Origin of the sequence: Staphylococcus sp. FSL W8-0304 (assembly GCF_038006565.1) — a bacterium.
Taxonomy (GTDB): Bacteria; Bacillota; Bacilli; order Staphylococcales; family Staphylococcaceae; genus Staphylococcus; species Staphylococcus epidermidis.
This window is the reverse complement of record NZ_JBBOVL010000001.1, coordinates 1,955,030-1,977,826: the sequence shown is the minus strand read 5'-3', so window position 1 is coordinate 1,977,826 and position 22,797 is coordinate 1,955,030. Positions and strand designations below refer to the sequence as shown.

The window sequence follows — 22,797 nt, the reverse complement described above, 5'->3', positions numbered from 1 at the left end:
TGTATGAAGAGGTGACAAGCGAATGTATTTCGTAGATAAAGATAAACTAACTCAGAAAATCACTTACTTACAAAAGCTCACTGAAGATTACAATGATAATAAAAGGAATCCATATGCTTTTGAACGAATTGCCCAAATGTTAATTGAATCTTCTGTAGATATTGGCAATATGATTATAGATGGGTTTATTTTAAGAGATCCTGGTAATTATAAAGATGTAATAGATATTTTAGAATTGGAAAATGTTATTTCAAAAGAAACACAATCACATATCAATCGAACTATTGATGTTAGAAAACAGTTTGCACATCACTATATCGATTTAAATATGAATAAAATTGAGCCGTTATTTGATGATGCACTACCATACTATAAGCAATTTATTCAAGAAGTAGGACAATTTTTAGAAAATGAAAATGTACCAATTACCGCATTTGGAAAAGGAGAGAATAACTAGTGAAACATTATCAGGCATACTTAATCGATTTAGATGGGACAATGTATAAAGGCACAGAGGAAATTGACGGTGCCGCACAATTTATAGATTATTTAAATAATAATCGTATCTCTCATTTATATGTAACTAATAATTCTACAAAGACACCTGTTCAAGTTACTGAGAAATTACGTGAGATGCATATTGATGCTAAACCAGATGAAGTTGTAACGTCAGCATTGGCAACAGCGGATTATATCTCTGAACAGCATCCCAATGCAACTGTATATATGATTGGTGGCCATGGACTTAAAACTGCATTAACTGATGCAGGGCTTTCAATAAAAAACGATGAACATGTTGATTATGTAGTTATTGGTTTAGACGAAAAGGTCACATATGAAAAATTATCAATTGCAACATTAGCTGTACGTAATGGAGCTAAATTTATATCTACCAATCCAGATGTATCCATACCTAAAGAGAGAGGTTTTTTACCTGGTAATGGTGCTATTACGAGTGTGGTCAGTGTCTCTACCGGCATTCAGCCAGAGTTTATAGGTAAACCTGAACCAATTATAATGTCTAAGTCTTTAGATATACTTGGATTAGAAAAATCAGAAGTTGCAATGGTTGGAGATTTATATGACACAGACATTATGTCAGGTATTAACGTGGGTATTGATACGATACATGTTCAAACTGGTGTGAGTACGTATGAAGATATTCAATCTAAAGAAATACCGCCTACGTATTCATTTAAAGATTTAAATGTAGCTATTGCAGAATTAGAAAAATAAAATTATCATCTATCTGTTTTGAAATTATTAGAGGTGTGCATATGAATAAAATACTCGTTACACGTCAAATTCCACAACACTACGTTGAACAACTTAAAAAAATAGGACAAGTTGTCATGTGGGAACACGATTTAACGCCCATGTCTAGAGAGTCATTTCTTGCTAACGTTGAAGATGCAACAGCATGTGTGATCACATTGAGTGAGCATATTGATGAAGAAGTATTTCTCAGGGCACAACAACTTAAAGTGATTGCTAATATGGCTGTAGGTTTTGATAATATTGATATTACATTAGCAAAGAAACATGGTGTAGTTGTTACTAATACACCTCACGTACTGACAGAGACAACTGCCGAACTAGGGTTTACATTGATGCTTACTGTAGCCCGTAGAATCATAGAAGCGACTTCATATATTCAAGAGGGTAAGTGGAAAAGTTGGGGACCATACTTATTATCAGGAAAAGATGTATACGGTGCAACTGTTGGTATTTTTGGAATGGGTGATATAGGAAAAGCGTTTGCACGTCGCTTACAAGGGTTTGATGCACGGATAATATATCACAACCGCAAACGTGATTTAATTGCTGAAAGAGAGTTAAATGCTACATATGTAACATTTAGCTCTTTACTTGAACAAAGTGATTTTATTATTTGCACAGCACCTTTAACAAAGGAAACTGAGAATCAATTTGATAATCGAGCTTTTAATAAAATGAAAAATGATGCTGTCTTCATTAATATTGGAAGAGGTGCAATTGTAGATGAGGAAGCACTTTTAGAAGCATTAAAAAATCATGAGATACAAGCCTGTGGTTTAGATGTTATGCGTCAAGAACCTATTCAACCTGACCATCCAATACTGAAATTACCTAACGCTGTGGTGTTACCTCACATAGGAAGTTCATCTCAAGTCACTAGAAATCGAATGGTACAACTTTGTATAGATAATATTAAAGCAGTATTAAATAATGATGCACCACTAACCCCTGTAACCCCTTTACACATTTAAAATTTATTCACGTTAGTCATATTCCATCAATTGAATGTGATAACGTGAATTTTTTTATTTGATAAAACTAACAATTTTGTTATATCCACTGTAATTGTCTAATCATGGCTTTAGAATTAAAATAATGTTGTTCTTAAAAAGAGATAACCATTTCTAATTGAGTCGTTGACATATGATTTGAATATGTAAAATTCTCAATACAATTTTAATGAAGACATAAAATTTGAATTGAATTATATTTGAAACATAGATATAATGAATTGTAAAATTAAATTATAAAATGTATATTGTATTGCTTGATGTCTATTAGTAATGATTAAGGTTCATAGTACATGATTTAATATAAGAACATTGAGAAGATTTACGATTAATAATAGTTAGAGTTTGAGAGGTGCTATTTAAAAATGAAAGGAAAAGAGCCTTCTAACAAATATTTTGATAAAATGAAGCCTTACTTAATCACTTTGTTATATTTAGCTATTTTTATAGCGCTGTATTTAATTTATGGTAGTGGTGATACACAAAACAACTTCATTTATAATGAATTCTAATGAGGGAGAGTAGTTATGGCAGACTTAATTAATATTCTAAACCACTTTGTTCAGGAACAACCTGAAGCAGTTGCGGTTAGACATACAAATGATGAGCTAACATATAAGCAACTTGATGAAGAATCAAGTAAGTTAGCACATCTATTACAAGATAGTAAAAAACCAATGATTTTATATGGTCACATGTCACCTTACATGATTGTTGGTATGATTGGAGCGATTAAATCCGGTTGCGGTTATGTTCCTATCGATACTTCTGTTCCAAAAGAACGTGTCAATATGATTATTGATAAAGTACAACCGGAAATCATTTTCAATACTTCAGATGAGACTTTGGAACAGACAAATGCACAAGTGCTTAAGGTTAGCGATATTCAGGATTCACAATATCCAATTGTCTTTGATAGTCAAATGAAGCAAAACGATGTAGTATATACAATTTTTACTTCAGGGTCTACGGGAGAACCTAAAGGTGTACAAATTGAATATGCAAGTTTAAATGAATTCGCAGAATGGATGGTATCTTTAAATAAAACTGGTACTGGTAAAGAATGGTTAAATCAAGCGCCATTTTCGTTTGATTTATCAGTAATGGCAATCTATCCTTGTTTAACATCAGGTGGTACCTTAAATCTTGTTGATAAAGATATGATCAAAAAACCTAAACTATTGAACGAAATGTTAGTTCAAACACCGATGAATGTTTGGGTTTCTACGCCTTCTTTTATAGAAATGTGTTTATTATTACCTAATTTAAATGAACAACAATATAATAGCTTAAAGCAATTCTTTTTCTGTGGGGAAATCTTACCGCATAAAACAGCTAAAGCCTTAGTCGAAAGATTTCCGAATTCAATGATTTATAACACATATGGACCAACTGAAGCTACTGTTGCAGTCACAAGTATACAAATCACAGAAGAAATTTTAAATCAATATAATCCTTTACCAGTTGGTGTGGCTAGACCTGGTACAAGATTATTTGCTACTGAAGAAGGAGAACTTGTCATTGAGGGGCAAAGCGTCAGTTTAGGTTATTTAAAGAATGAAGAAAAGACAGCCGCAGTATTTAATTTTGAAGACGGTGTCAGAACATATCATACTGGGGATAAAGCTAAAATTGAAGATGGATTGTGGTTTATTCAAGGACGTATTGATTTCCAAATTAAACTAAATGGTTATCGTATGGAACTAGAGGAAATTGAAACACAATTACGCCAGTCAAAACATGTAAGAGAGGCTGTTGTTGTGCCGGTTTATAAAAATGGAAAGGTCGTACATTTAATAGGAGCAGTAGTACCTACTGAATCTGTAGAAGATAATTTAGCAATGACAACTCAAATTAAACACGAACTTAAATCACGCTTACCAGAATATATGATTCCTAGAAAGTTCGAATGGATGGAACGACTACCACTCACATTAAATGGTAAATTAGATCGTAAGAAAATTGCCGAGGTTGTAAACGGATGATACCTTATGGCACATTTACATTTTTCTTAATTGCATTTATCGTTCTTATACCTGTGATAATACTTGGATTCTTAGGTAAGCGAAGTTATATTTACAATGGTATAAGTACAGCAATCATGATTGTCATTATATTTGCATCAGATAAACATAATCTATTAGGGCAAAAATATCTAAGTGCACAACTTTTTTGTTTTATTATTTATGTCATATGGCAGGTTGCCCTCATTATGTACTACTATCAATCACGACAAAGGAAGAATACATTTACAAAATTTGTAACAATTATGGTGTTGTCTATTCTCCCTCTAGCAATTGTTAAAATATTACAGAGTTCATGGTTAGGTGGACATCAAATTCACTTCCATGAAAGTAAATTAATTGAATTTGTAGGATTTTTAGGTATCTCATACGTCACTTTCAAAAGTGTTCAATTAATTATGGAGATTCGTGATGGTTCTATTAAAGAAATCAAAGTAGGGAAATTGATACAATTCATTTCTTTCTTCCCAACCATTTCATCTGGACCTATTGATAGATATAAACGTTTTGTGAAAGATGATAAGAAAGTACCTAGTGGTGCAGAGTACAGAGAGCTTGTTATCAAAGCAATTCATATGATTATGTTAGGGTTCTTATATAAATATATTATTGCGTATTTGATTCAGACATACGCTGTTAATCCTTTACAACTTAACCTACATGGGTTTACTCATATGTGGCTATATATGTACGCTTATAGCTTATATTTATTCTTTGATTTTGCAGGATACAGTTTATTCGCGATTGCAGTGAGTTATTTATATGGTATTAAGACGCCGCCTAACTTTAAACAACCGTTTAAAGCCAAAAATATTAAAGATTTCTGGAATAGATGGCATATGACTTTATCTTTCTGGTTTAGAGATTGTATCTATATGAGATCTTTATTCTACATGTCACGTAAGAAGTTATTAAAAAGTCAATTTGCAATGTCAAATGTAGCGTTCTTTTTAAACTTTTTCATAATGGGAGTATGGCATGGTCTAGAAGTATATTACATTGTATATGGATTATACCACGCAGCGTTATTCATAGGTTATGGTTATTATGAGCGTTGGCGTAAAAAGCATCCACCACGTTGGCAAAATGGTTTCACTACAGCTATAAGTATTATCATTACCTTCCATTTTGTAACTTTCGGATTCTTAATTTTCTCAGGTAAATTTATTTAATAAAGGAGTAATTAATTATGGAATTTAGAGAACAAGTATTAGATTTATTAGCAGAAGTAGCTGAAAATAACATTGTGAAGGAAAACCCAGATGTAGAAATCTTTGAAGAAGGTATTATTGATTCATTTCAAACTGTAGGTTTACTTTTAGAAATTCAAAATAAATTGGATATTGAAGTGTCAATTATGGACTTTGATAGAGATGAGTGGGCAACTCCTAATAAAATTGTAGAAGCTTTAGAAGAGTTACGATGAAACTGAAACCATTCTTACCCATTATAATCAGTGGCGTCATATTTATTATATTTTTATTTTTACCAGCAAGTTGGTTTACTGGTCTTGTGACAAATAAGACGTTAGCTGATAATAGAATTTCTTTAACTGATCAAGTTTTAAAAGGCACGCTCATTCAAAATAAATTATTCGAGTCAAATAAGTATTACCCGATTTATGGTTCCAGTGAACTGGAAAAGGATGATCCTTTTAATCCAGGTATAGCGCTAAATAAACAAAATGCTAGTAAAGAAACGTTCCTTATTGGTGCGGGAGGTTCGACAGATTTAATTAATGCAGTTGAACTTGCAGCGCAATACGACAATTTAAAAGGAAAGAAATTTACATTTATTATTTCTCCACAATGGTTTACGAATCATGGATTAACAAATCAAAACTTTGATGCTCGTATGTCACAAAGTCAAATCAATCAGATGTTTAATCAAAAAGATATGCCAGCTAATTTGAAGAAACGGTATGCACAAAGATTGTTACAGTTTCCGCATGCACACAATAAGTCATACCTTAGAGAACAAGCAAAACGCCCTGATGATGTCTCTGGAAACTACATTTCTTCATTTAAAGAAAATCAATTAACTAAGATTGAAGCTATTAAATCCTTATTCTCATTCACTAAGCCACCTCTAGCAGAAGTAAAACCGGCAACAAGAGAAGATGCTTCATGGGATGAAATGAAACATAAAGCTGTCGATATAGGCAAAGCAAATACTCAATCTAATAAATATGATATAAGAGATCCATATTGGAAATTGATAAAACAAAACAAGCGTAAAATCAAAAGGGATTATGAGTTCAACATTAACTCACCTGAGTTCCAAGATTTAAAACTATTAGTGCAAACGCTACATGCTGCTGGAGCTGATGTACAATATGTTAGTATACCTTCAAATGGAAGATGGTATGATCATATAGGTATCAAAAAAGATAGACGTGAAGCTGTATATAAAAAGATTCATTCAACAGTAGTTGATAATGGTGGAAAAATTTATGATTTGACAAACAAGGACTATGAAAAGTACGTAATTAGTGATGCTGTTCATATTGGATGGAAAGGTTGGGTTTACGTCGACCAGCAAATCGCAAGACATATGGATGGTCATGCACCTAAAAATCATGAAGTCGATTATTCTAAAAATAAACCACCGTACAAACATCACAAAGGTCGTCAAGATGATCAACATCAAGGCAACAAATAATATTATTAACCGAAATAAAATTAGGTGAACTAGGTACAGAATTCGTTGTTCATCCCGTGTAACGAGATTTATAAGGGAAACACCTCGATGTAAAGTATTTTTCATTTCCATCTTTGATAGCCAGTATATAAAATGCTTAGGAACAATGTTTTGTATCCTAAGCATTTTATTGTTTATATAGCATCATAGGGTTAATATTAGTGCGCTATGATTTCATTTATTAATTTCTATCAAATTAAAAAAACCTAGGACGTTACTATGAGTCCTAGGTTTATAAATAATTATATAGGGATATATTAGAATACTTGTTCTACTTCTATTACACCTGGAACTTCTTCATGAAGCGCACGCTCGATGCCAGCTTTTAAGGTTATTGTAGAACTAGGACATGTTCCGCAAGCGCCATGTAATTGTAGCTTAACTATACCATCTTCAACATCTACAAGCGTACAATCGCCACCATCTCGTAATAAAAATGGACGCAAACGTTCTATAACTTCTGCTACTTGATCAAACATTGTTGGATTCTCAGTAGGCATGTGACATGTCTCCTTTCAGAGCAATTATTTCATAATCATTATTATTACATTATAATAGATAAAGTAGTAAAAATCTATAAAATAAGATAGGGGATTTTAATGACTAAAATTAGTGTTGTCGTATATGGAGCAGAAGTCGTTTGTGCGAGTTGTGTAAATGCACCTACTTCTATAGATACTTATCAATGGCTTCAAGCATTACTTTTAAGAAAGTTTCCTCAACATCATTTTGAATTTACATATATTGACATACGAAATGATACTGAAAATTTAACTGATCATGATATGCAATTTATAGAAAGAATTAATGAAGATGAGTTGTTTTACCCATTAGTTACGATGAATGATGAATATGTAGCAGATGGTTACATACAATATAAACAAATAACCCGTTTTATTGAATCATATTTTACCACGTAAGATTAAAAGAAGGGGGGACAATATTTATACTAACCATGTGCCTCAATTGACATTGTCTGTGTTATTTTCCGGTGAAATTCTTCATTTTCGGGCTACATCTTTTATTGAGAAGAATAACTTTTCAATTCTGTCATTGTTTGTGATTAATAATAAAGAACCTAGGAAAATGTAAGTGTCCTAGGTTCTTTGTTTATTAACCATTATGATATTTATAGCGCCACAGAACACCTGATTTTAAAATAGAAGCCAGTCGTCCGGTAACTGTTCGATCCATGATATAAGCAAAACCTTGTTTGTCACCTAAAGAGCCTAAAAAGCCTTGTACTTTAATTTCAGGCATTTTATCTGGAAGTGGTTCGTTATTCCATTGTTTCTTCAACACATCAGCAATCTGTTCACCCTGTAGTTCTGCTAGTTGAGCGCTGGGTGCATGTGGTAAATTAGCACAGTCACCTACGACATAGACATTTCTATAGGTTGGGACTTGATGGTACTGATTAATAATCACGCGTCCAGTGGTACTCATATCGATAGGAAGATTACGCACAATTTCAACAGGTTGTATGCCTGCTGTCCAAACGACTAAATCAATATTCTCTGGTTTACCATTATTATAAATTTTTCCAGGTTCAACTTTGTCGATGACTGAATTGGGTACTACAGTAACATTGTGTTTAGAAAACCAATTGGATATGTATTTACTTAGTTTCTCAGGAAAATTCCTTAAAATTCGAGGCCCTCTATCATATAATAAAATTTCCAAGTCTGATCGACTTTCACGTAGTTCGCTCGCTAATTCAATGCCACTTAAACCTGCTCCAACGATACCTACACGCGCCCCTTTAGGTAATTCGCTAATTCTATGGTACGTATCACGCGATTTAGATAATGTTTGAATGCTATGAGTATATGCTTCAGCACCAGGGACATTATGATATTTATCCTCACACCCTAGACCAATGATAAGTTCGTCATAATCTATTTTTGAATTTCCAACTGTTATCATTTGTTCGTCCAAATCTATATCATTGATTTCCCCATAAACCGTATTAATTTTACTGCTATCTGGAAATTGGATTCGCACCTCTTTGTCAGATTTAGTTCCTGCTGCAAGTGCATAAAATTCTGGTTTTAAACCGTGGAATGGCATGCGGTCGATTAAAGTTAAGTGATATCCCTCAGGAATTGAATGAGGTAAAATGCGCGACATAATTCGCATATTACCATAGCCCCCGCCTAGTAATACTAAGTTTTTCATTGATTTATACCCCTTTGTTAAAATTGTTTTATTGAAACCCTTTTCAAAAATTACTAGAATACTCTAAATGAAGATGATTCCTAGTCCCTGATAGTTATAATAAAATACTTGTATGCATGACTATTATATCTATTTTTCAAAATGACTACAAATAAATGTAGAATGCAATTTAATTATTATAAAATTTAAAAAGATAAACAAAATTAAAATCGTCATACCGACTGATAGTCAGGACATTGAATACTTTGTTATAATGTTTAAACTAATAAAGATAAGAAGGTGACTTATGTTTCCATTAGTGGAGTTCTGTATTTCAAATATGGCCAAAGGCAGTGATGTTGTATTTGAAAAATTAGAAAATGATCCTAATATAGATGTCCTTGAATACGGTTGTCTACAAAATTGTGGTCTATGCGCAAGTAGCTTGTATGCCCTTGTAGATGGTGATATTGTTGAAGGTAACACACCAGACGATTTATTAAAAAACATATATCAACATATCGAAGATAATGATATAACGAATTTGCTATAGAGATTAAAAAATTATGGGAGGTTTTTTATATGCCAACAGTCATTTTAACTGAAGCGGCAGCATTTGAAGTTAAAGACATGTTAAAAAATAACGACATGTCTGATGGTTATTTAAAAATTAAAGTAAATGGTGGAGGATGCACAGGATTAACCTATGGTATGTCAGCCGAAGCAGAACCTGGTGAAAATGATGAAATTCTCGAATATTATGGTTTGAAAGTTCTAGTAGACCAAAATGATGCTCCAGTATTAAATGGAACAACAATTGATTTTAAACAGTCACTTATGGGTGGAGGATTTCAAATAGACAATCCTAATGCTATTGCCTCATGTGGTTGTGGAAGTTCATTTAAAACAGCTAAAGTCGCTGGAAATCCAGAGCAATGTTAACTTCATATTGCCATCCGAAATTAAATTAAACTTTTCACAAACTATCCCTATTGTAGCTTGAAAATATAGGGTAAAAGCTATAAAATTAAAACTAGATTAAAAGTGTCTTTTATGTGAACAACTGAAGAGCAAAACCCAAAAAAGACTTGAAAATTTTAAATGTTGACTAAGACTATAAAGAAAGAGACAATTTGGCTTGTCATATGTTTATAGCCTTTATCTACATTGTTGGTTGGTTAAAATATTATGAAAGCTTAGGTGAATTAGAGATGGCTCAAGATCGTAAGAAAGTGCTCGTATTAGGTGCAGGTTATGCTGGTTTACAAACTGTAACTAAATTGCAAAAGGAACTTTCTGCTGATGCAGCGGAAATTACTTTAATTAATAAGAATGAATATCATTATGAATCAACTTGGTTGCATGAAGCTTCTGCCGGTACGATTAATTATGAAGATTTATTGTATCCTGTTGAGAAAACTGTCAACAAAGATAAAGTGAATTTTGTTGTTGCTGAGGTAACAAAAATTGATCGTAATGCTAAACGCGTAGAAACTGATAAGGGTGTTTATGACTTTGATATCTTAGTTGTTGCACTAGGTTTTGTTAGTGAAACATTTGGCATTGATGGTATGAAAGAACATGCTTTCCAAATTGAGAACGTTTTAACTTCTCGTAAGTTGTCTCGTCACATTGAAGATAAGTTCGCAAATTATGCTGCTTCTAAAGAAAAAGATGATAAAGATTTATCTATTTTAGTTGGGGGAGCTGGATTTACAGGTATTGAATTTCTAGGTGAATTAACTGATAGAATTCCTGAATTATGCAGTAAATATGGTGTTGATCAAAGTAAAGTGAAGTTAACATGTGTTGAAGCAGCACCTAAAATGTTACCGATGTTCTCAGACGACTTAGTTAGTTATGCAGTAAAATACTTAGAAGACCGTGGAGTAGAATTCAAAATTGCAACACCTATTGTCGCTTGTAATGAAAAAGGTTTCGTTGTTGAAGTCAATGGAGAAAAACAACAGTTAGAAGCTGGAACTTCTGTATGGACTGCTGGAGTGCGTGGAAGTCATTTAATGGAAGAATCATTTGAAGGTGTTAAACGTGGACGCATTATCAATAAACAAGATTTAACAATTGAAGGTCATAATGACATCTTCGTTATAGGAGATTGTTCAGCGTTTATTCCAGCTGGTGAAGAGCGTCCATTACCAACAACAGCTCAAATTGCTATGCAACAAGGTGAGCATACTGCTAGCAACATTAAACGTTTATTAAATGGTGAATCAACACAAGATTTCCAATATGTTAACCGTGGAACTGTATGTTCATTAGGTACTAATGATGGTGTTGGAATTGTATATGGTAGAGATATCGCTGGTAAAAAAGCAGCATTCTTGAAGAAAGTTATTGATACTCGTGCGATTTACAAACTTGGTGGCATAGGTTTAGCCTTTAAAAAAGGGAAATTTTAATCAAGTAATAGACATTAAAAATACAATAAAAAGGTACGAGACATAATTTATTGTCTCCCTTAGCAAAGATGACTAGAGTTAAAATATGTAAACAACTCAAATTAATTTTGTCATCGATTGTTTATATTTTAATTATACCTGGGACAAAATGATTGTCTCAGGTTATTTTTTATCAAAAAAATATGATGAAGAAGAATTTCACACTTAATTAAACAAAAATGCTTTTTATTTAGAGTTAGAGTAAAAAGTGGTTTTGTTTAATATTGTGGTGTTCATAACTTATAATTATTGTTATACATAATGAGGAACGGAGGATCTATATGCAATTTTTTATTAATCAAGATACGCCAACATCAATTGAAACGATTGTGGTGGGTGTGCCAGATCACCTCAACCAATTAGGTGAGATAAAATATCATAAGACGTTAATTAAAGAGCGATTAGAAACATTAAAACAATATCATGTCATCAATAGCTCAATCGGCAAAATATCATCAACGCTTATTTATATTGATGAAAAGCCCAAAAGATTATTAACTGTAGGACTAGGAAACTTAAAAATTTTATCATATCAACGTTTATTAAAAGTTTGGGGTCAGTTGTTTCAATATTTAAAAAACGTTCATGTAACGGATTGTGAATTATTGTTAGATACTTTCAAATCTAAATATGGTAACATTATTGAAATTTGTCAAACTTTAGGTTTACAAAGTGCACAATCTATCTTTGAATTTGACCATTATAAATCGGATAAAAAGCCTCCATACCAAGGTAGAGTCTATATACAAACGACAGAGCATAATATAGAAACGAAGATTAACGAAGGCCAACAATTGGGTGAATCTATAAACTATGCTCGTGAACTAAGTCAAATGCCTCCGAATATTTTAACACCCCAATATTTTGCCGAAGAAATAAAAAAGCATTTCGAAGGGAGTTCCGTTAGTGTAGATATCAAAGATCACCGACAAATTATAGATGAAGGATTTGGATTAATACATGCAGTAGGTAAAGGTTCTAATCATGGTCCGAGATTAATTACGGTATCATACTATGGTGCAGAAGCTGATGAACCACCTATTTCATTAGTGGGTAAGGGCATTACATATGACTCCGGTGGATATAGTATTAAGTCTAAGATAGGTATGCAAACTATGAAATATGATATGTGTGGTGCGGCCAATGTTATTGGTATGGTTGATGCGATCTCTAAGCAAAAGCTACCTGTAAATATTGTAGGAGTGATCGCTTCAGCTGAAAATATGATTGGTGAATCTTCAATGAAACCAGATGATGTATTTACTGCGCTTAATGGTGAAACGGTAGAAATGTTGAATAGTGATGCTGAAGGTAGAATGGTTTTAGGTGACGCAGTATTCTATGCAACACAATTTAAACCACAACTAATTCTTGATTTTGCTACATTAACGGGTGCAGCGATTGTAGCTTTAGGTGATGACAAGGCGGCTGCTTTCCAATCTCATGCTGAAAATGAACTTAAAAACTTATTAACAGTCGCACGTCATGTAGACGAAAAAGTATTCGAATTACCTATTACAGAGACTGAAAGACATTTAATTAAACAATCAGATGTAGCAGATTTAGTCAATCATACGAACGGTCAAGGAAAAGCATTGTTTGCAGCAGCATTTATTTCGCATTTTAGTGGTGACATCCCACACATTCACTTTGATATCGCGGGCCCTGCAACAATTAAAAGTGCTACATATAAAGGTCCAAAGGGTCCGACAGGTTACATGATACCTACAGTTGTAGAGTGGTTACAACAAAAATATAAATAAAGTTATATAGACTCAACTTATTACATTTTTAGGTGTTATATTTCAGTTATTGAAAATAATCAACTAAATATAACTAAATGTATATAATCGTTGAGTCTTTTTTAACATTGACATTAAATATATGTCTTGCTAGTATGTATTTTATAAATACTTTAGTTCGATAGAGTGATAAAGGGTGAGGCGGAATGATAAATGCTGTTGTAATCGCAGTCATATTAATGATCATACTCTGTTTATGTCGATTAAATGTGGTCATTAGCTTATTTATTAGTGCACTTGTCGGTGGATTAATATCAGGTATGAATTTAGAAAAAGTAATTAATGTTTTTGGAAAAAATATAGTAGATGGCGCAGAAGTCGCATTAAGTTATGCGTTACTCGGAGGTTTTGCTGCTTTGATTTCCTATAGTGGTATAACTGATTATCTTGTCGGTAAAATTATTGCAAGTATTCATGCTGAGAATAGTAGACTTTCCCGAGTTAAGGTTAAAATAATTATTATCATTGCATTGTTAGCAATGAGTATCATGAGTCAAAACTTAATTCCTGTACATATTGCCTTTATTCCAATTGTAATACCTCCGCTTGTGAGTTTGTTTAACGATTTAAGAATTGATCGCAGACTTATTGCTTTAGTAATAGGATTTGGTTTGTGTTTTCCTTACGTGCTATTACCTTATGGTTTCGGTCAAATTTTCCATCAAATCATTCAAAGTGGTTTTCAAAAAGCAAACCATCCAATTGAGATGAATATGATATGGAAGGCGATGTTAATACCTTCAATGGGATATGTTGTGGGTCTCATACTTGGATTTATTGTTTATAGAAAGCCACGCGTTTATGAACAACGTAATGTAAATGATCGAGAAACAATTTCGGAACTCAAACCTTATGTGCTAATTGTTACTGTCATTGCCATACTAGCTACGTTTTTAGTACAGACATTTACAGATTCTATGATTTTTGGTGCGTTAGCTGGGGTACTTGTTTTCTTTGTTTCAAGAGCTTATCGTTGGTATGAACTCGATGAACAATTTGTAGATGGAGTCAAATTAATGGCTTATATTGGTGTAGTGATACTAACAGCTAACGGGTTTGCTGGCGTGATGAATGCAACAGGTGATATAGATAGCTTAGTCAAGAGTTTAACAGGATTAACTGGAGATCATAAATTGATTAGTATTATCGTCATGTACCTCATTGGACTTATTGTAACATTAGGTATTGGTTCCTCTTTTGCAACAATACCTATTATTGCTTCATTATTTATACCTTTTGGAGTATCAATTGGTTTAGACACAATGGCTCTTATTGCTTTAATTGGTACAGCAAGTGCTTTAGGTGATTCAGGTTCTCCAGCAAGTGATTCTACACTTGGACCGACAGCCGGTTTGAATATGGATGGACAACATGATCATATTCGTGATACATGTATCCCGAATTTCTTATTTTATAATGTTCCCCTTATGGTTTTTGGTACGATAGCAGCTATGGTACTATAACTACTGAAATGAGGTGTGAACTATGACCAATCTTTTAGAAACATTTGAAATGAAGATTGAACAAAAAGAAGATGGTAAAGTAGTAGTGTCTATGCCTGTGACAGATAAAGTAAAGCAACCCTTTGGCTATTTACATGGTGGTGCGAGTTTAGCTTTAGGTGAAACAGCATGTTCGATAGGTGCTGCTCATTTGATTGATACGCAGCAATTCATTCCACTAGGTTTAGAAATGAATGCAAATCATATTCGCTCAACTCGACAAGGACATGTGAGAGCGTTTGCTTCTTTAATACATCAAGGAAAAACAACACAAGTTTGGAATATTGATATCAAAGATGACCATGACCAATTAATCAGTGTCATGCGCGGTACGATTGCTATTAAACCTATTCAATAATGTAACAGAACACCCCGATTAAATTGTGAATTCTACACAATCTAATCGGGGTGTTTGTTTATGAGATTTTCTTATTTAAACGTTTATATGCTTTACTTATGCGTTCAGCGCTTTCCTTACCGCCCATTATATTTCTTGCAAAAGGACCTAGTTCTAAATCTGCAAGTCCACCAGCTACGAATAATTGATTTAACCATTCTAGTTCGTTTGACAAAGAAGGATAACCTGAATGATTGAGTGGTGCTTGTTCGTTTTGAATAAGGTTTTTAATGAGTGGTTGTGTTAATAATTGATTATAAAATCCGGTAGCTAACAAAATATGCTTATATTCAAAATATTTTCCAGCAGCGATAATATAGGATTCTGTTACATCATCAATTTGACTCATATGTATGACGAGTCGACCACTTTGCACATATTTCTTTAACCTTAAAAATAATTCCATAGGCATTGAACCGCTATGACGCTCGTCTTCAATTAACTTCATTCTTGCATCTGAAGAGGATATAGATGCAAGAAGGTTCATTTTCTTTGGTCCTAACCAACCAGGATCAGCATCAAAATCGTGTATCTCAATATCTTTATTCATCCATAAATGAACAAGTTGGTGATTGTGTTCATTTAATAATTTTAAAGTGAGGTGGGCAGCAGATATACCTGAACCAACAACATGTTGAGTATCTTTATCTAAAGAGGCATGATAATTATCAGCAAATATGTGTTTTACATTCGCTTTATTTCTGAAAATTTCAGGTATGAATGGCGTTTGCGTATAACCATTTGCTATCACAACACAATCGGTAACCATTTTATCGCCTGTTGATAGTTTTATACACCATTTACCTCTTGATTTATTAATAGCTTCGACTTTACCTTGTATATGACAATCATTAAGTTTAAATTGATGTATCAAATCATGAACATGATGCATAAACATATCTCTTTGAGGACGTTTATACGGGCCGTAATAAGCTGAAGTATACTGATGATATCTAGCATATTGTTTGAGATGAAAAGGTTTAGGATGAATATGATGAACGAAAGGCGATCTTAAGTATGGCATACTAATACGTTGTGTATAAATATTAAAACGCTCACATAATGAGGAGTAAGGATCTATGATAGTAAGCTCCTCATTTTTTAGTCCTTCATTTTTTAATTTAAGTGCAATGGTGGTTCCTTGTAAGCCACCACCAATAATTGTCCAATGCATTGAATCGCCCCTCTACTTTCAAAACGTAATTATTACGATTTAAATCATACCACAACTTGCAAAGAGTTACAAAGTGTCATTTTTATTTAAAGAGGAGCAAAACAATTTTAATGTTAAATTACATATGAATACAAAGTATTTTGGCGAGACTCTTGAGGGAACAGGACAAGCTGAAGACTACAGGCTGAAGCTGTCCCCTAAGAAAAGGAGCCAACAATACGAAGTATTGTAAATAAAAAAGCCAGTAAATGAATTTATGAAAACTCATTTACTGGCTATTTTGCTAGGAATTATGTCCCAAGTATTAATCATATTATCGATTTAAAAAAATTAGTAAATATTGAATTTGATTTTGGTATAAAACTCTTAAAAGTATGAATTATAGCTTTGTATGCTTCATATCCTCTTTAATTTCATCAATTTTAGTATCTTTGGTATACGGTGTTTTAATGTTATAGGCAGCTTTCATGATTAAATGACTTGAAAGGGGACCAGTAATAAATACGAAAATAATTCCGATAATTAATTGCATATTTACATATCCTTCAGTGCCAATAAAGTATAAAAATGCTCCAAATAGTAAAAACATCGCACCCAGTGTGGCTGCTTTACCAGCTGCATGTGCTCTTGAGTAAACATCCCTTAATCGAATGAGACCCGTTGCAGCAAAGGCACTGATCAAAGCTCCAAGAAGAACAAATATGATAGAGACACTAGTGACGATCGTTGCTATCATGCTTGATCACCTTACCTTCATCCATAAATTTAGAAAAGACTGCAGTTCCTAGAAAAGCAAGAATACCGACCATTAAAATAACGACGAGCATGTATTTAATATTCAGTAAAATACTAAATAGCGCTATCACGGCCATTAACTGTAAACCAATTGCATCAAGTGCAACGACACGGTCTGCTAGAGAGGGTCCTAAAATAACACGTATTAACATTGCTAACATAGATAAGACCACAATAATTAAGGCTGTAATAATAAATATTTTAAAAGGCATTATTTCTCGCCTACCTTTCTAACGACCTTCTCTAATGAAGATTTGATACTTTGAATCTCTTCTTCCTTTGTACTGAAATCAATTGAGTGGATATAAATCTTTTTACGGTCATCACTAATACCTAAAACGACTGTGCCGGGTGTTAACGTAATCAAATTGGAAAGTAAAACAAGTTGCCAGTCACTTTCTAATTCCGTCTCGTACACAAAGAATCCGGGTTTATTCTCAATTCGTGGTTTGAGAATAATTTTGAGTACACCAAAGTTTGCTTTTATTAACTCAGTTAAAAATGTAATGATAAGCATCACAATTCTATATATTCTCACTAAATAAAACTGACCAGGCAAGACACGGTGCAGGAGATAAACTAGAAATAATCCTAGTATAAAACCCAATACAAAGTTATTTAAGGTATAGCTATTTGTTACAAGTAACCATATGACAGAAACAAGTAAATTAATTACAAACTGTATAGCCAAACTATTTACCTCCTAACACACTATGAATATATTGACTTGGATCGACAAACGTTTCAGCACCATCTTTGATGATTGGGAATAATGCGTCTGCAGATAATCCAAAGACTACAGTAATCACTGTAGATGCGACGGCGATAGTTGTTAGATATTTAACATTTACCTTTTTGGATAAAGTATATCCTTCAACTTCACCGAAAAATCCTCTTAAGAAAATACGTATGACTGAATATAACACGATTAAACTTGATAAAAGTACAATGATACCACTTAGATAAAATCCTTTTTCAAAGGTCGCTCGAACAATGTAGAATTTACCATAAAAACCACTAAAAGGTGGTATACCCGCTAAGCTTAGCGATGCAATAAAGAATGTCCAACCTAGAATAGGATATCCTTTAATCAAGCCACCAAAATGACGTAAGTCAGTCGTTTTAGTGATTTTGTACATGACGCCAATGAGTAAGAACAATGAAGCTTTAACTAACATATCATGTAGTGTGTAATATATTGCACCAGTCATGCCTGATTCGTTCATCATAGCAACACCAACTAATATGACACCGACTGCAATCATAATATTATAAAGGATGATTTTCTTCGTATCATAGTAAGCTATTGCACCTACACATCCAAAAATAATTGTAAGTAATGCTAAGAAAAGGATGACATAATGAGAAAAGCTTACTGTGTTATTAAAGAATAAACTTAGAGTTCTCGCAATTGCGTATACACCCACTTTAGTCAATAGTGCGCCAAAGAACGTGATGATCGCTACTGGAGGAGCATAATAAGCACCAGGTAGCCATACGTACATAGGAAAAACGCCTGCTTTAGTGGCAAAGACAAAGATAAATAAAATAAAAACAATATTGACTAAGCCGCTGTCATGTACAGAAAGTTGTGATAATCTTTCACTAATATGAGCGAGATTTAAAGTTCCTACTACTGAATATAAAACTGCAACACCCATGACAAAGAAAGATGATGAAACAACATTGACTAAAATATACTTAATTGTTTCTTGTAATTGTATTTTAGTAGTACCAATAACGAGTAAACAATATGAAGACATTAAAAAGACTTCAAAGAACACAAACAAGTTGAAAATATCTCCTGTTGTAAATGAGCCAATAATACCAATCAACATAAACATGATAGAGAAATAATAATAATGGCGTTCTCTATCTAAACCGATAGAACGATATGAGTATAAAATGACTAAAATGGTAATAATAATACTTGTGATGATGAGTAGAGCGCTAAAAATATCGACTACAAATACAATACTGTATGGGGCTTTCCAAGAGCCCAGTTCAACCTTGATTGGTCCGTCTCGTAGCACATTCTTTAAGTTAATCAATGCAACGACTAATGTTAACAATGTACCGACAAGTGCAACATATCTTTTTATTATTGGGCGCTTTCCAATAAATATGAGTAAAATTGCAGTTAGGATAGGTATGACTAAAGTTAAAACAAGCAAGTTACTCTCTATCATCTTCTGGCGCTCCTTTCATTAGCTCAACGTTATCTGTGCCTAGTTCTTTATATGTTCTAAATGCAAGAACTAGGAAGAAGGCTGTTGTAGCAAAGGCGATAACGATAGCTGTTAAAATCAATGCTTGAGGGATAGGGTCAACATAGCTTGATGTTCCTTTTTCAAATATTGGAACAGTTCCGTGTTTTAAACCTCCCATAGTAATTAAAAATAAATTTGCGGCATGAGTTAGTAGTGTAGTCCCCATAATGATACGTATCAAACTTTTAGACAAAACGAGATAGACACTTATAGATGTGAGAATACCACTAACAAAGATCATGATAATTTCCACTATTCGTTCTCTCCAATCGAAATAATTATAGTCATAATAGTTCCTACAACTGCACATAAAACACCAAAATCAAAAAACATCGCTGTCGTCATGTGCATAGGTTCAAGTAAAGGCAAAGGGATGTCAAAAGTGACATGTGTAAAAAAGTTTTTAGACATGAACCAACTTGTTAATGGTGTACCCACGCAAAATAATAAACCAATACCAATTAAGATTTTAAAATCTAAAGGAAAAATCTTTCTCATAGTTTTTACATCATATGCAATTGTAATAACTAATAATGCACTAGCGAAAAGCAAACCACCAACGAAACCGCCACCTGGTGTATAATGTCCGGCTAAAAATAGTGAAAAGCCGAACACAATGACCATGAAGAAAATAATCACGGCAGCGTATTGAAACATAAGGTTATTTTGTTGTCTATTCATGGTCATTCACCTCACTTGATTGATTTTTTTGTTTTAATCGTAATTTAATCATTGTATATACGCCTAAACCTGCAATACCTAGTACAGATGACTCGAATAAAGTATCCATACCACGGAAATCTACGAGAATGACATTTACCATATTTTTACCATGTGCTAAATCAAAAACATGTTCTTGGTAGAATTTAGTAATAGATTCAAAGTGTCTATTACCATAGCCAATTAATCCTAAAATAATCACTGATAATCCTACTCCAATTGAAATTACAGCATTTGTCAGTTTAAAAGTAGGTTTTTCATTGTAGCGATTTAAATTAGGTAGGTGGTAAAAGCATAGTAAGAATAATGCTGTAGAAATAGATTCCACTACAAATTGTGTTAATGCCAAGTCGGGCGCTTTAAAGAAAATAAATAATACTGATATAGCGTAACCCACAGCGCTTAACATAATAATGCTAAACAAACGTGATTTTGCAAATATAATGAAAGTTGAAGCAATCAGTAAAAACAATACTGTTGCACCTTCAAATACGCGTAAATGACTCACGTTTTTAAAGTCAATACTGAAGGGTACACTGATGACTGTAACAAAAGTTAAAGCAATGAGAATACCTAAGATAATCACCAAATTATTTCTAGAAAAACCTGTAACATAACTATTTGTTATATTTTCGGAATATCCTGGAATACGACGGCCTGAAGTGTCATACCAATGATTCAACGTTAACTGATATGGATGTGCTTGTAATAAACGAACCCAATAACTAAATGAAATTAATAATAAAATACCAATAATATAAATACCTATTGTTGATAAGAATGCTGGAGTTATACCATGGAATAAATGGAACTCAGCAGTGATATTTGACGTTTGACTAACTGCTTCAGATGCCGGCTCTATAATAGATTGCGTTAATATACTTGGGAATAAACCGAATACTATAACTAGTGATGTTAAAATGATAGGTGAAATAAGCATTAACATTGAAGATTCATGCGCTTGTTTTGGCAGTGCTTCAGGTTTATAAGAACCAAAGAATATATGCAATATAAATTTAATTGAATATACAAATGTGAAAATACTGCCAATAATGGCAATGATTGGTAAAAGAATACCTAAAGTATTTAGACTCATTAAATTTAAATGTGTAACATTAATCATCGCCTCTAAGAATTTCTCTTTTGATAGAAAGCCATTAAAAGGCGGTACACCAGCCATGCTTAATGTTGTAATAACTGTAAGCGTGAATGAGATAGGCATAATTGTAAGTAAACCGCCCAACTTTTTAACATCACGTGTACCAGTTGAATGATCAATACCACCTGTAATCATAAATAGTGCACCTTTAAATGTGGCATGATTAATTAAATGAAATATGGCAGCAACAAATCCAGCAACATAAAGTTGACTATTAGCGCCTTGATAATGATAACTTACAGCACCAATACCAAGCATAGACATAATCATCCCTAGTTGAGACACAGTTGAGAAAGCTAAAATACCTTTTAAATCATGTTGTTTTGTTGCATTAAGTGATGCCCAGAATAGGGTGATTAAACCAATAAGTGTAATTGTCCATACCCAACCTTCGGATATTGCAAAAATAGGTGTGATTCTTGCGATTAAATATAGTCCTGCTTTTACCATCGTTGCAGAGTGAAGGTATGCACTTACTGGCGTAGGCGCCTCCATAGCATCTGGCAACCAAATATAAAAAGGTACTTGTGCAGATTTTGTAAATGCACCAATCATAAAAAGTATCATTGCTAAGATAAAGAAAGGACTATTTTGAATGTCACTTGCTTTTGAAATCATAGCCTGAATACTAAAAGTATCAGTAGCTAGGGAAAGTAAAATGATACCGCCTAGCATGCTCAAGCCACCTAATACGGTAATGATTAAAGATTTTTGAGCACCATAAATTGAAGCTTTTTTCTCTCTCCAGAAAGAAATTAATAAAAAGCTAGAGAAAGAAGTTAACTCCCAAAATAAATATAAAATAATAAAATTATCAGAGAGTACAACTCCTAACATTGCACCCATAAATAGTAATAAATAACAGTAAAAATTCCCGAGTTGTTCTGATTTGCTTAAATATCCGATAGAATATAAAACCACTAGACTTCCTATGCCAGTGATAAGCAAACTGAATAATAATCCGAGACCATCCACATATAAATTGAAATTCATTCCAATATGTGGCATCCAATTTAAGTTTTTCATTACGTTATTACCTGACATCGTCATTGAAATCAATGATATGAAATATATAAATAAGACAATAGGAACAGGTAATACAAACCATCCTAAATGTATACGTTTAACGAACCGGTATAGGAATGGAATAATGAGTGCAAATATTAACGGTAATAGTACCGCAATATGTAACAAACTCACTATGTTTTCCTCCTTTAAAATTTATTTACGACACATATTATACATCAATGCGCTTCTTCTGAAAAACTATGTAACTGCTTGAAGCTCTTGAATTAAAGACTCTTTTAAATAAGAAGAAACACGTCAATATTTATTCAAAAATTTTAACTA

The 22,797-nt window shown here is 33.1% G+C and carries 25 protein-coding genes; 15 read left to right on the top strand and 10 right to left on the bottom strand.

Annotated features, from left to right (window positions below; all coding sequences use genetic code 11):
• The first annotated feature begins 22 nt into the window (after window positions 1–22).
• The 8 genes from NST35_RS09305 to dltD all read left to right on the top strand — a co-directional run bounded on the left by NST35_RS09305 (window position 23) and on the right by dltD (window position 6,973).
• Window positions 23–457, top strand: a complete 435-nt coding sequence (locus NST35_RS09305; protein WP_002457204.1) for a DUF86 domain-containing protein — start codon at window positions 23–25, stop codon at window positions 455–457.
• Complete coding sequence (locus tag NST35_RS09300) at window positions 457–1,236, top strand: TIGR01457 family HAD-type hydrolase (protein WP_002457203.1); 780 nt, start codon at window positions 457–459, stop codon at window positions 1,234–1,236. The genes NST35_RS09305 and NST35_RS09300 overlap by 1 nt, the downstream gene beginning before the upstream one ends.
• Window positions 1,237–1,277: 41 nt before the next feature.
• Window positions 1,278–2,249, top strand: a complete 972-nt coding sequence (locus tag NST35_RS09295) for a 2-hydroxyacid dehydrogenase (protein ID WP_002457202.1) — start codon at window positions 1,278–1,280, stop codon at window positions 2,247–2,249.
• A 404-nt stretch (window positions 2,250–2,653) separates the two neighbouring features.
• Window positions 2,654–2,800, top strand: coding sequence for a teichoic acid D-Ala incorporation-associated protein DltX (locus tag NST35_RS09290; RefSeq protein ID WP_001831913.1), 147 nt, complete (start codon window positions 2,654–2,656; stop codon window positions 2,798–2,800).
• 15 nt (window positions 2,801–2,815) lie between these two features.
• Entirely contained in the window at window positions 2,816–4,273 is a 1,458-nt protein-coding gene (gene dltA, locus NST35_RS09285) for a D-alanine--poly(phosphoribitol) ligase subunit DltA (RefSeq protein WP_002457201.1), read from the top strand.
• Entirely contained in the window at window positions 4,270–5,484 is a 1,215-nt protein-coding gene (gene dltB, locus NST35_RS09280) for a D-alanyl-lipoteichoic acid biosynthesis protein DltB (RefSeq protein WP_002501086.1), read from the top strand. Before dltA ends, dltB begins: the two co-directional genes overlap by 4 nt.
• Window positions 5,485–5,501: 17 nt before the next feature.
• Complete coding sequence (gene dltC / locus NST35_RS09275; protein WP_001831996.1) at window positions 5,502–5,738, top strand: D-alanine--poly(phosphoribitol) ligase subunit 2; 237 nt, start codon at window positions 5,502–5,504, stop codon at window positions 5,736–5,738.
• Window positions 5,735–6,973, top strand: a complete 1,239-nt coding sequence (dltD, locus tag NST35_RS09270; RefSeq protein WP_002457200.1) for a D-alanyl-lipoteichoic acid biosynthesis protein DltD — start codon at window positions 5,735–5,737, stop codon at window positions 6,971–6,973. Before dltC ends, dltD begins: the two co-directional genes overlap by 4 nt.
• Window positions 6,974–7,269: 296 nt before the next feature.
• On the opposite strand, the gene NST35_RS09265 is transcribed toward dltD, so the two are convergent.
• Window positions 7,270–7,512, bottom strand: a complete 243-nt coding sequence (locus tag NST35_RS09265) for a NifU family protein (RefSeq protein ID WP_001831958.1) — start codon at window positions 7,510–7,512, stop codon at window positions 7,270–7,272.
• 99 nt (window positions 7,513–7,611) lie between these two features.
• Between NST35_RS09265 and NST35_RS09260 the strand changes: the two genes are divergently transcribed.
• Window positions 7,612–7,932 carry a YuzD family protein gene (locus NST35_RS09260; protein WP_002446032.1) on the top strand — a complete coding sequence of 107 codons (321 nt, stop codon included), beginning with the start codon at window positions 7,612–7,614 and terminating at the stop codon, window positions 7,930–7,932.
• Window positions 7,933–8,125: 193 nt separating this feature from the next.
• Here the strand turns inward: NST35_RS09260 and NST35_RS09255 are convergent, their stop codons facing one another.
• On the bottom strand, window positions 8,126–9,190 hold the full coding sequence (locus NST35_RS09255) for an NAD(P)/FAD-dependent oxidoreductase (protein ID WP_002501085.1): 1,065 nt from the start codon (window positions 9,188–9,190) through the stop codon (window positions 8,126–8,128).
• A gap of 286 nt (window positions 9,191–9,476) precedes the next feature.
• On the opposite strand from NST35_RS09255, the gene NST35_RS09250 reads away from it, so the two are divergent.
• The 6 genes from NST35_RS09250 (at window position 9,477) to NST35_RS09225 (ending at window position 15,290) form a co-directional block, all read left to right on the top strand.
• The gene (locus NST35_RS09250; protein WP_001831896.1) at window positions 9,477–9,722 is read left to right on the top strand and encodes a YuzB family protein; all 246 of its coding nucleotides are present in this window, start codon (window positions 9,477–9,479) and stop codon (window positions 9,720–9,722) included.
• Window positions 9,723–9,751: 29 nt separating this feature from the next.
• Window positions 9,752–10,111, top strand: coding sequence for a HesB/IscA family protein (locus NST35_RS09245; protein ID WP_002446034.1), 360 nt, complete (start codon window positions 9,752–9,754; stop codon window positions 10,109–10,111).
• A gap of 269 nt (window positions 10,112–10,380) precedes the next feature.
• Window positions 10,381–11,589 (top strand): NAD(P)/FAD-dependent oxidoreductase, encoded by a 1,209-nt coding sequence (locus NST35_RS09240; protein WP_002457198.1) that lies wholly within the window; start codon window positions 10,381–10,383, stop codon window positions 11,587–11,589.
• A 320-nt stretch (window positions 11,590–11,909) separates the two neighbouring features.
• Window positions 11,910–13,391 (top strand): M17 family metallopeptidase, encoded by a 1,482-nt coding sequence (locus NST35_RS09235; protein WP_002457197.1) that lies wholly within the window; start codon window positions 11,910–11,912, stop codon window positions 13,389–13,391.
• A 185-nt stretch (window positions 13,392–13,576) separates the two neighbouring features.
• Window positions 13,577–14,893 (top strand): Na+/H+ antiporter family protein, encoded by a 1,317-nt coding sequence (locus tag NST35_RS09230; protein WP_002446037.1) that lies wholly within the window; start codon window positions 13,577–13,579, stop codon window positions 14,891–14,893.
• Between the two features lie 22 nt (window positions 14,894–14,915).
• Window positions 14,916–15,290 (top strand): hotdog fold thioesterase, encoded by a 375-nt coding sequence (locus tag NST35_RS09225; RefSeq protein WP_001831899.1) that lies wholly within the window; start codon window positions 14,916–14,918, stop codon window positions 15,288–15,290.
• Between the two features lie 58 nt (window positions 15,291–15,348).
• Here the strand turns inward: NST35_RS09225 and NST35_RS09220 are convergent, their stop codons facing one another.
• The 8 genes from NST35_RS09220 to NST35_RS09185 all read right to left on the bottom strand — a co-directional run bounded on the left by NST35_RS09220 (window position 15,349) and on the right by NST35_RS09185 (window position 22,647).
• Window positions 15,349–16,503: an NAD(P)-binding domain-containing protein gene (locus NST35_RS09220; protein WP_002457196.1), complete on the bottom strand. Its 1,155-nt coding sequence runs from the start codon at window positions 16,501–16,503 to the stop codon at window positions 15,349–15,351.
• 379 nt (window positions 16,504–16,882) lie between these two features.
• Window positions 16,883–17,239: a Na+/H+ antiporter Mnh1 subunit G gene (gene mnhG1, locus NST35_RS09215; protein WP_002446039.1), complete on the bottom strand. Its 357-nt coding sequence runs from the start codon at window positions 17,237–17,239 to the stop codon at window positions 16,883–16,885.
• Window positions 17,217–17,510 (bottom strand): Na+/H+ antiporter Mnh1 subunit F, encoded by a 294-nt coding sequence (gene mnhF1, locus NST35_RS09210; protein ID WP_001831940.1) that lies wholly within the window; start codon window positions 17,508–17,510, stop codon window positions 17,217–17,219. The genes mnhG1 and mnhF1 overlap by 23 nt, the downstream gene beginning before the upstream one ends.
• Window positions 17,510–17,989, bottom strand: coding sequence for a Na+/H+ antiporter subunit E (locus NST35_RS09205; protein WP_002457195.1), 480 nt, complete (start codon window positions 17,987–17,989; stop codon window positions 17,510–17,512). The genes mnhF1 and NST35_RS09205 overlap by 1 nt, the downstream gene beginning before the upstream one ends.
• Before the next feature lies 1 nt (window position 17,990).
• Window positions 17,991–19,487, bottom strand: coding sequence for a Na+/H+ antiporter Mnh1 subunit D (gene mnhD1, locus NST35_RS09200; RefSeq protein WP_002457194.1), 1,497 nt, complete (start codon window positions 19,485–19,487; stop codon window positions 17,991–17,993).
• A complete protein-coding gene (gene mnhC1 / locus NST35_RS09195) occupies window positions 19,474–19,821 on the bottom strand; it encodes a Na+/H+ antiporter Mnh1 subunit C (protein WP_001831949.1) in 348 nt (115 codons plus the stop codon). Before mnhC1 ends, mnhD1 begins: the two co-directional genes overlap by 14 nt.
• Window positions 19,821–20,249 carry a Na+/H+ antiporter Mnh1 subunit B gene (mnhB1, locus tag NST35_RS09190; RefSeq protein WP_002446042.1) on the bottom strand — a complete coding sequence of 143 codons (429 nt, stop codon included), beginning with the start codon at window positions 20,247–20,249 and terminating at the stop codon, window positions 19,821–19,823. The genes mnhC1 and mnhB1 overlap by 1 nt, the downstream gene beginning before the upstream one ends.
• A complete protein-coding gene (locus NST35_RS09185; RefSeq protein ID WP_002457193.1) occupies window positions 20,242–22,647 on the bottom strand; it encodes a Na+/H+ antiporter subunit A in 2,406 nt (801 codons plus the stop codon). Before NST35_RS09185 ends, mnhB1 begins: the two co-directional genes overlap by 8 nt.
• Between the last annotated feature and the right edge of the window lie 150 nt (window positions 22,648–22,797).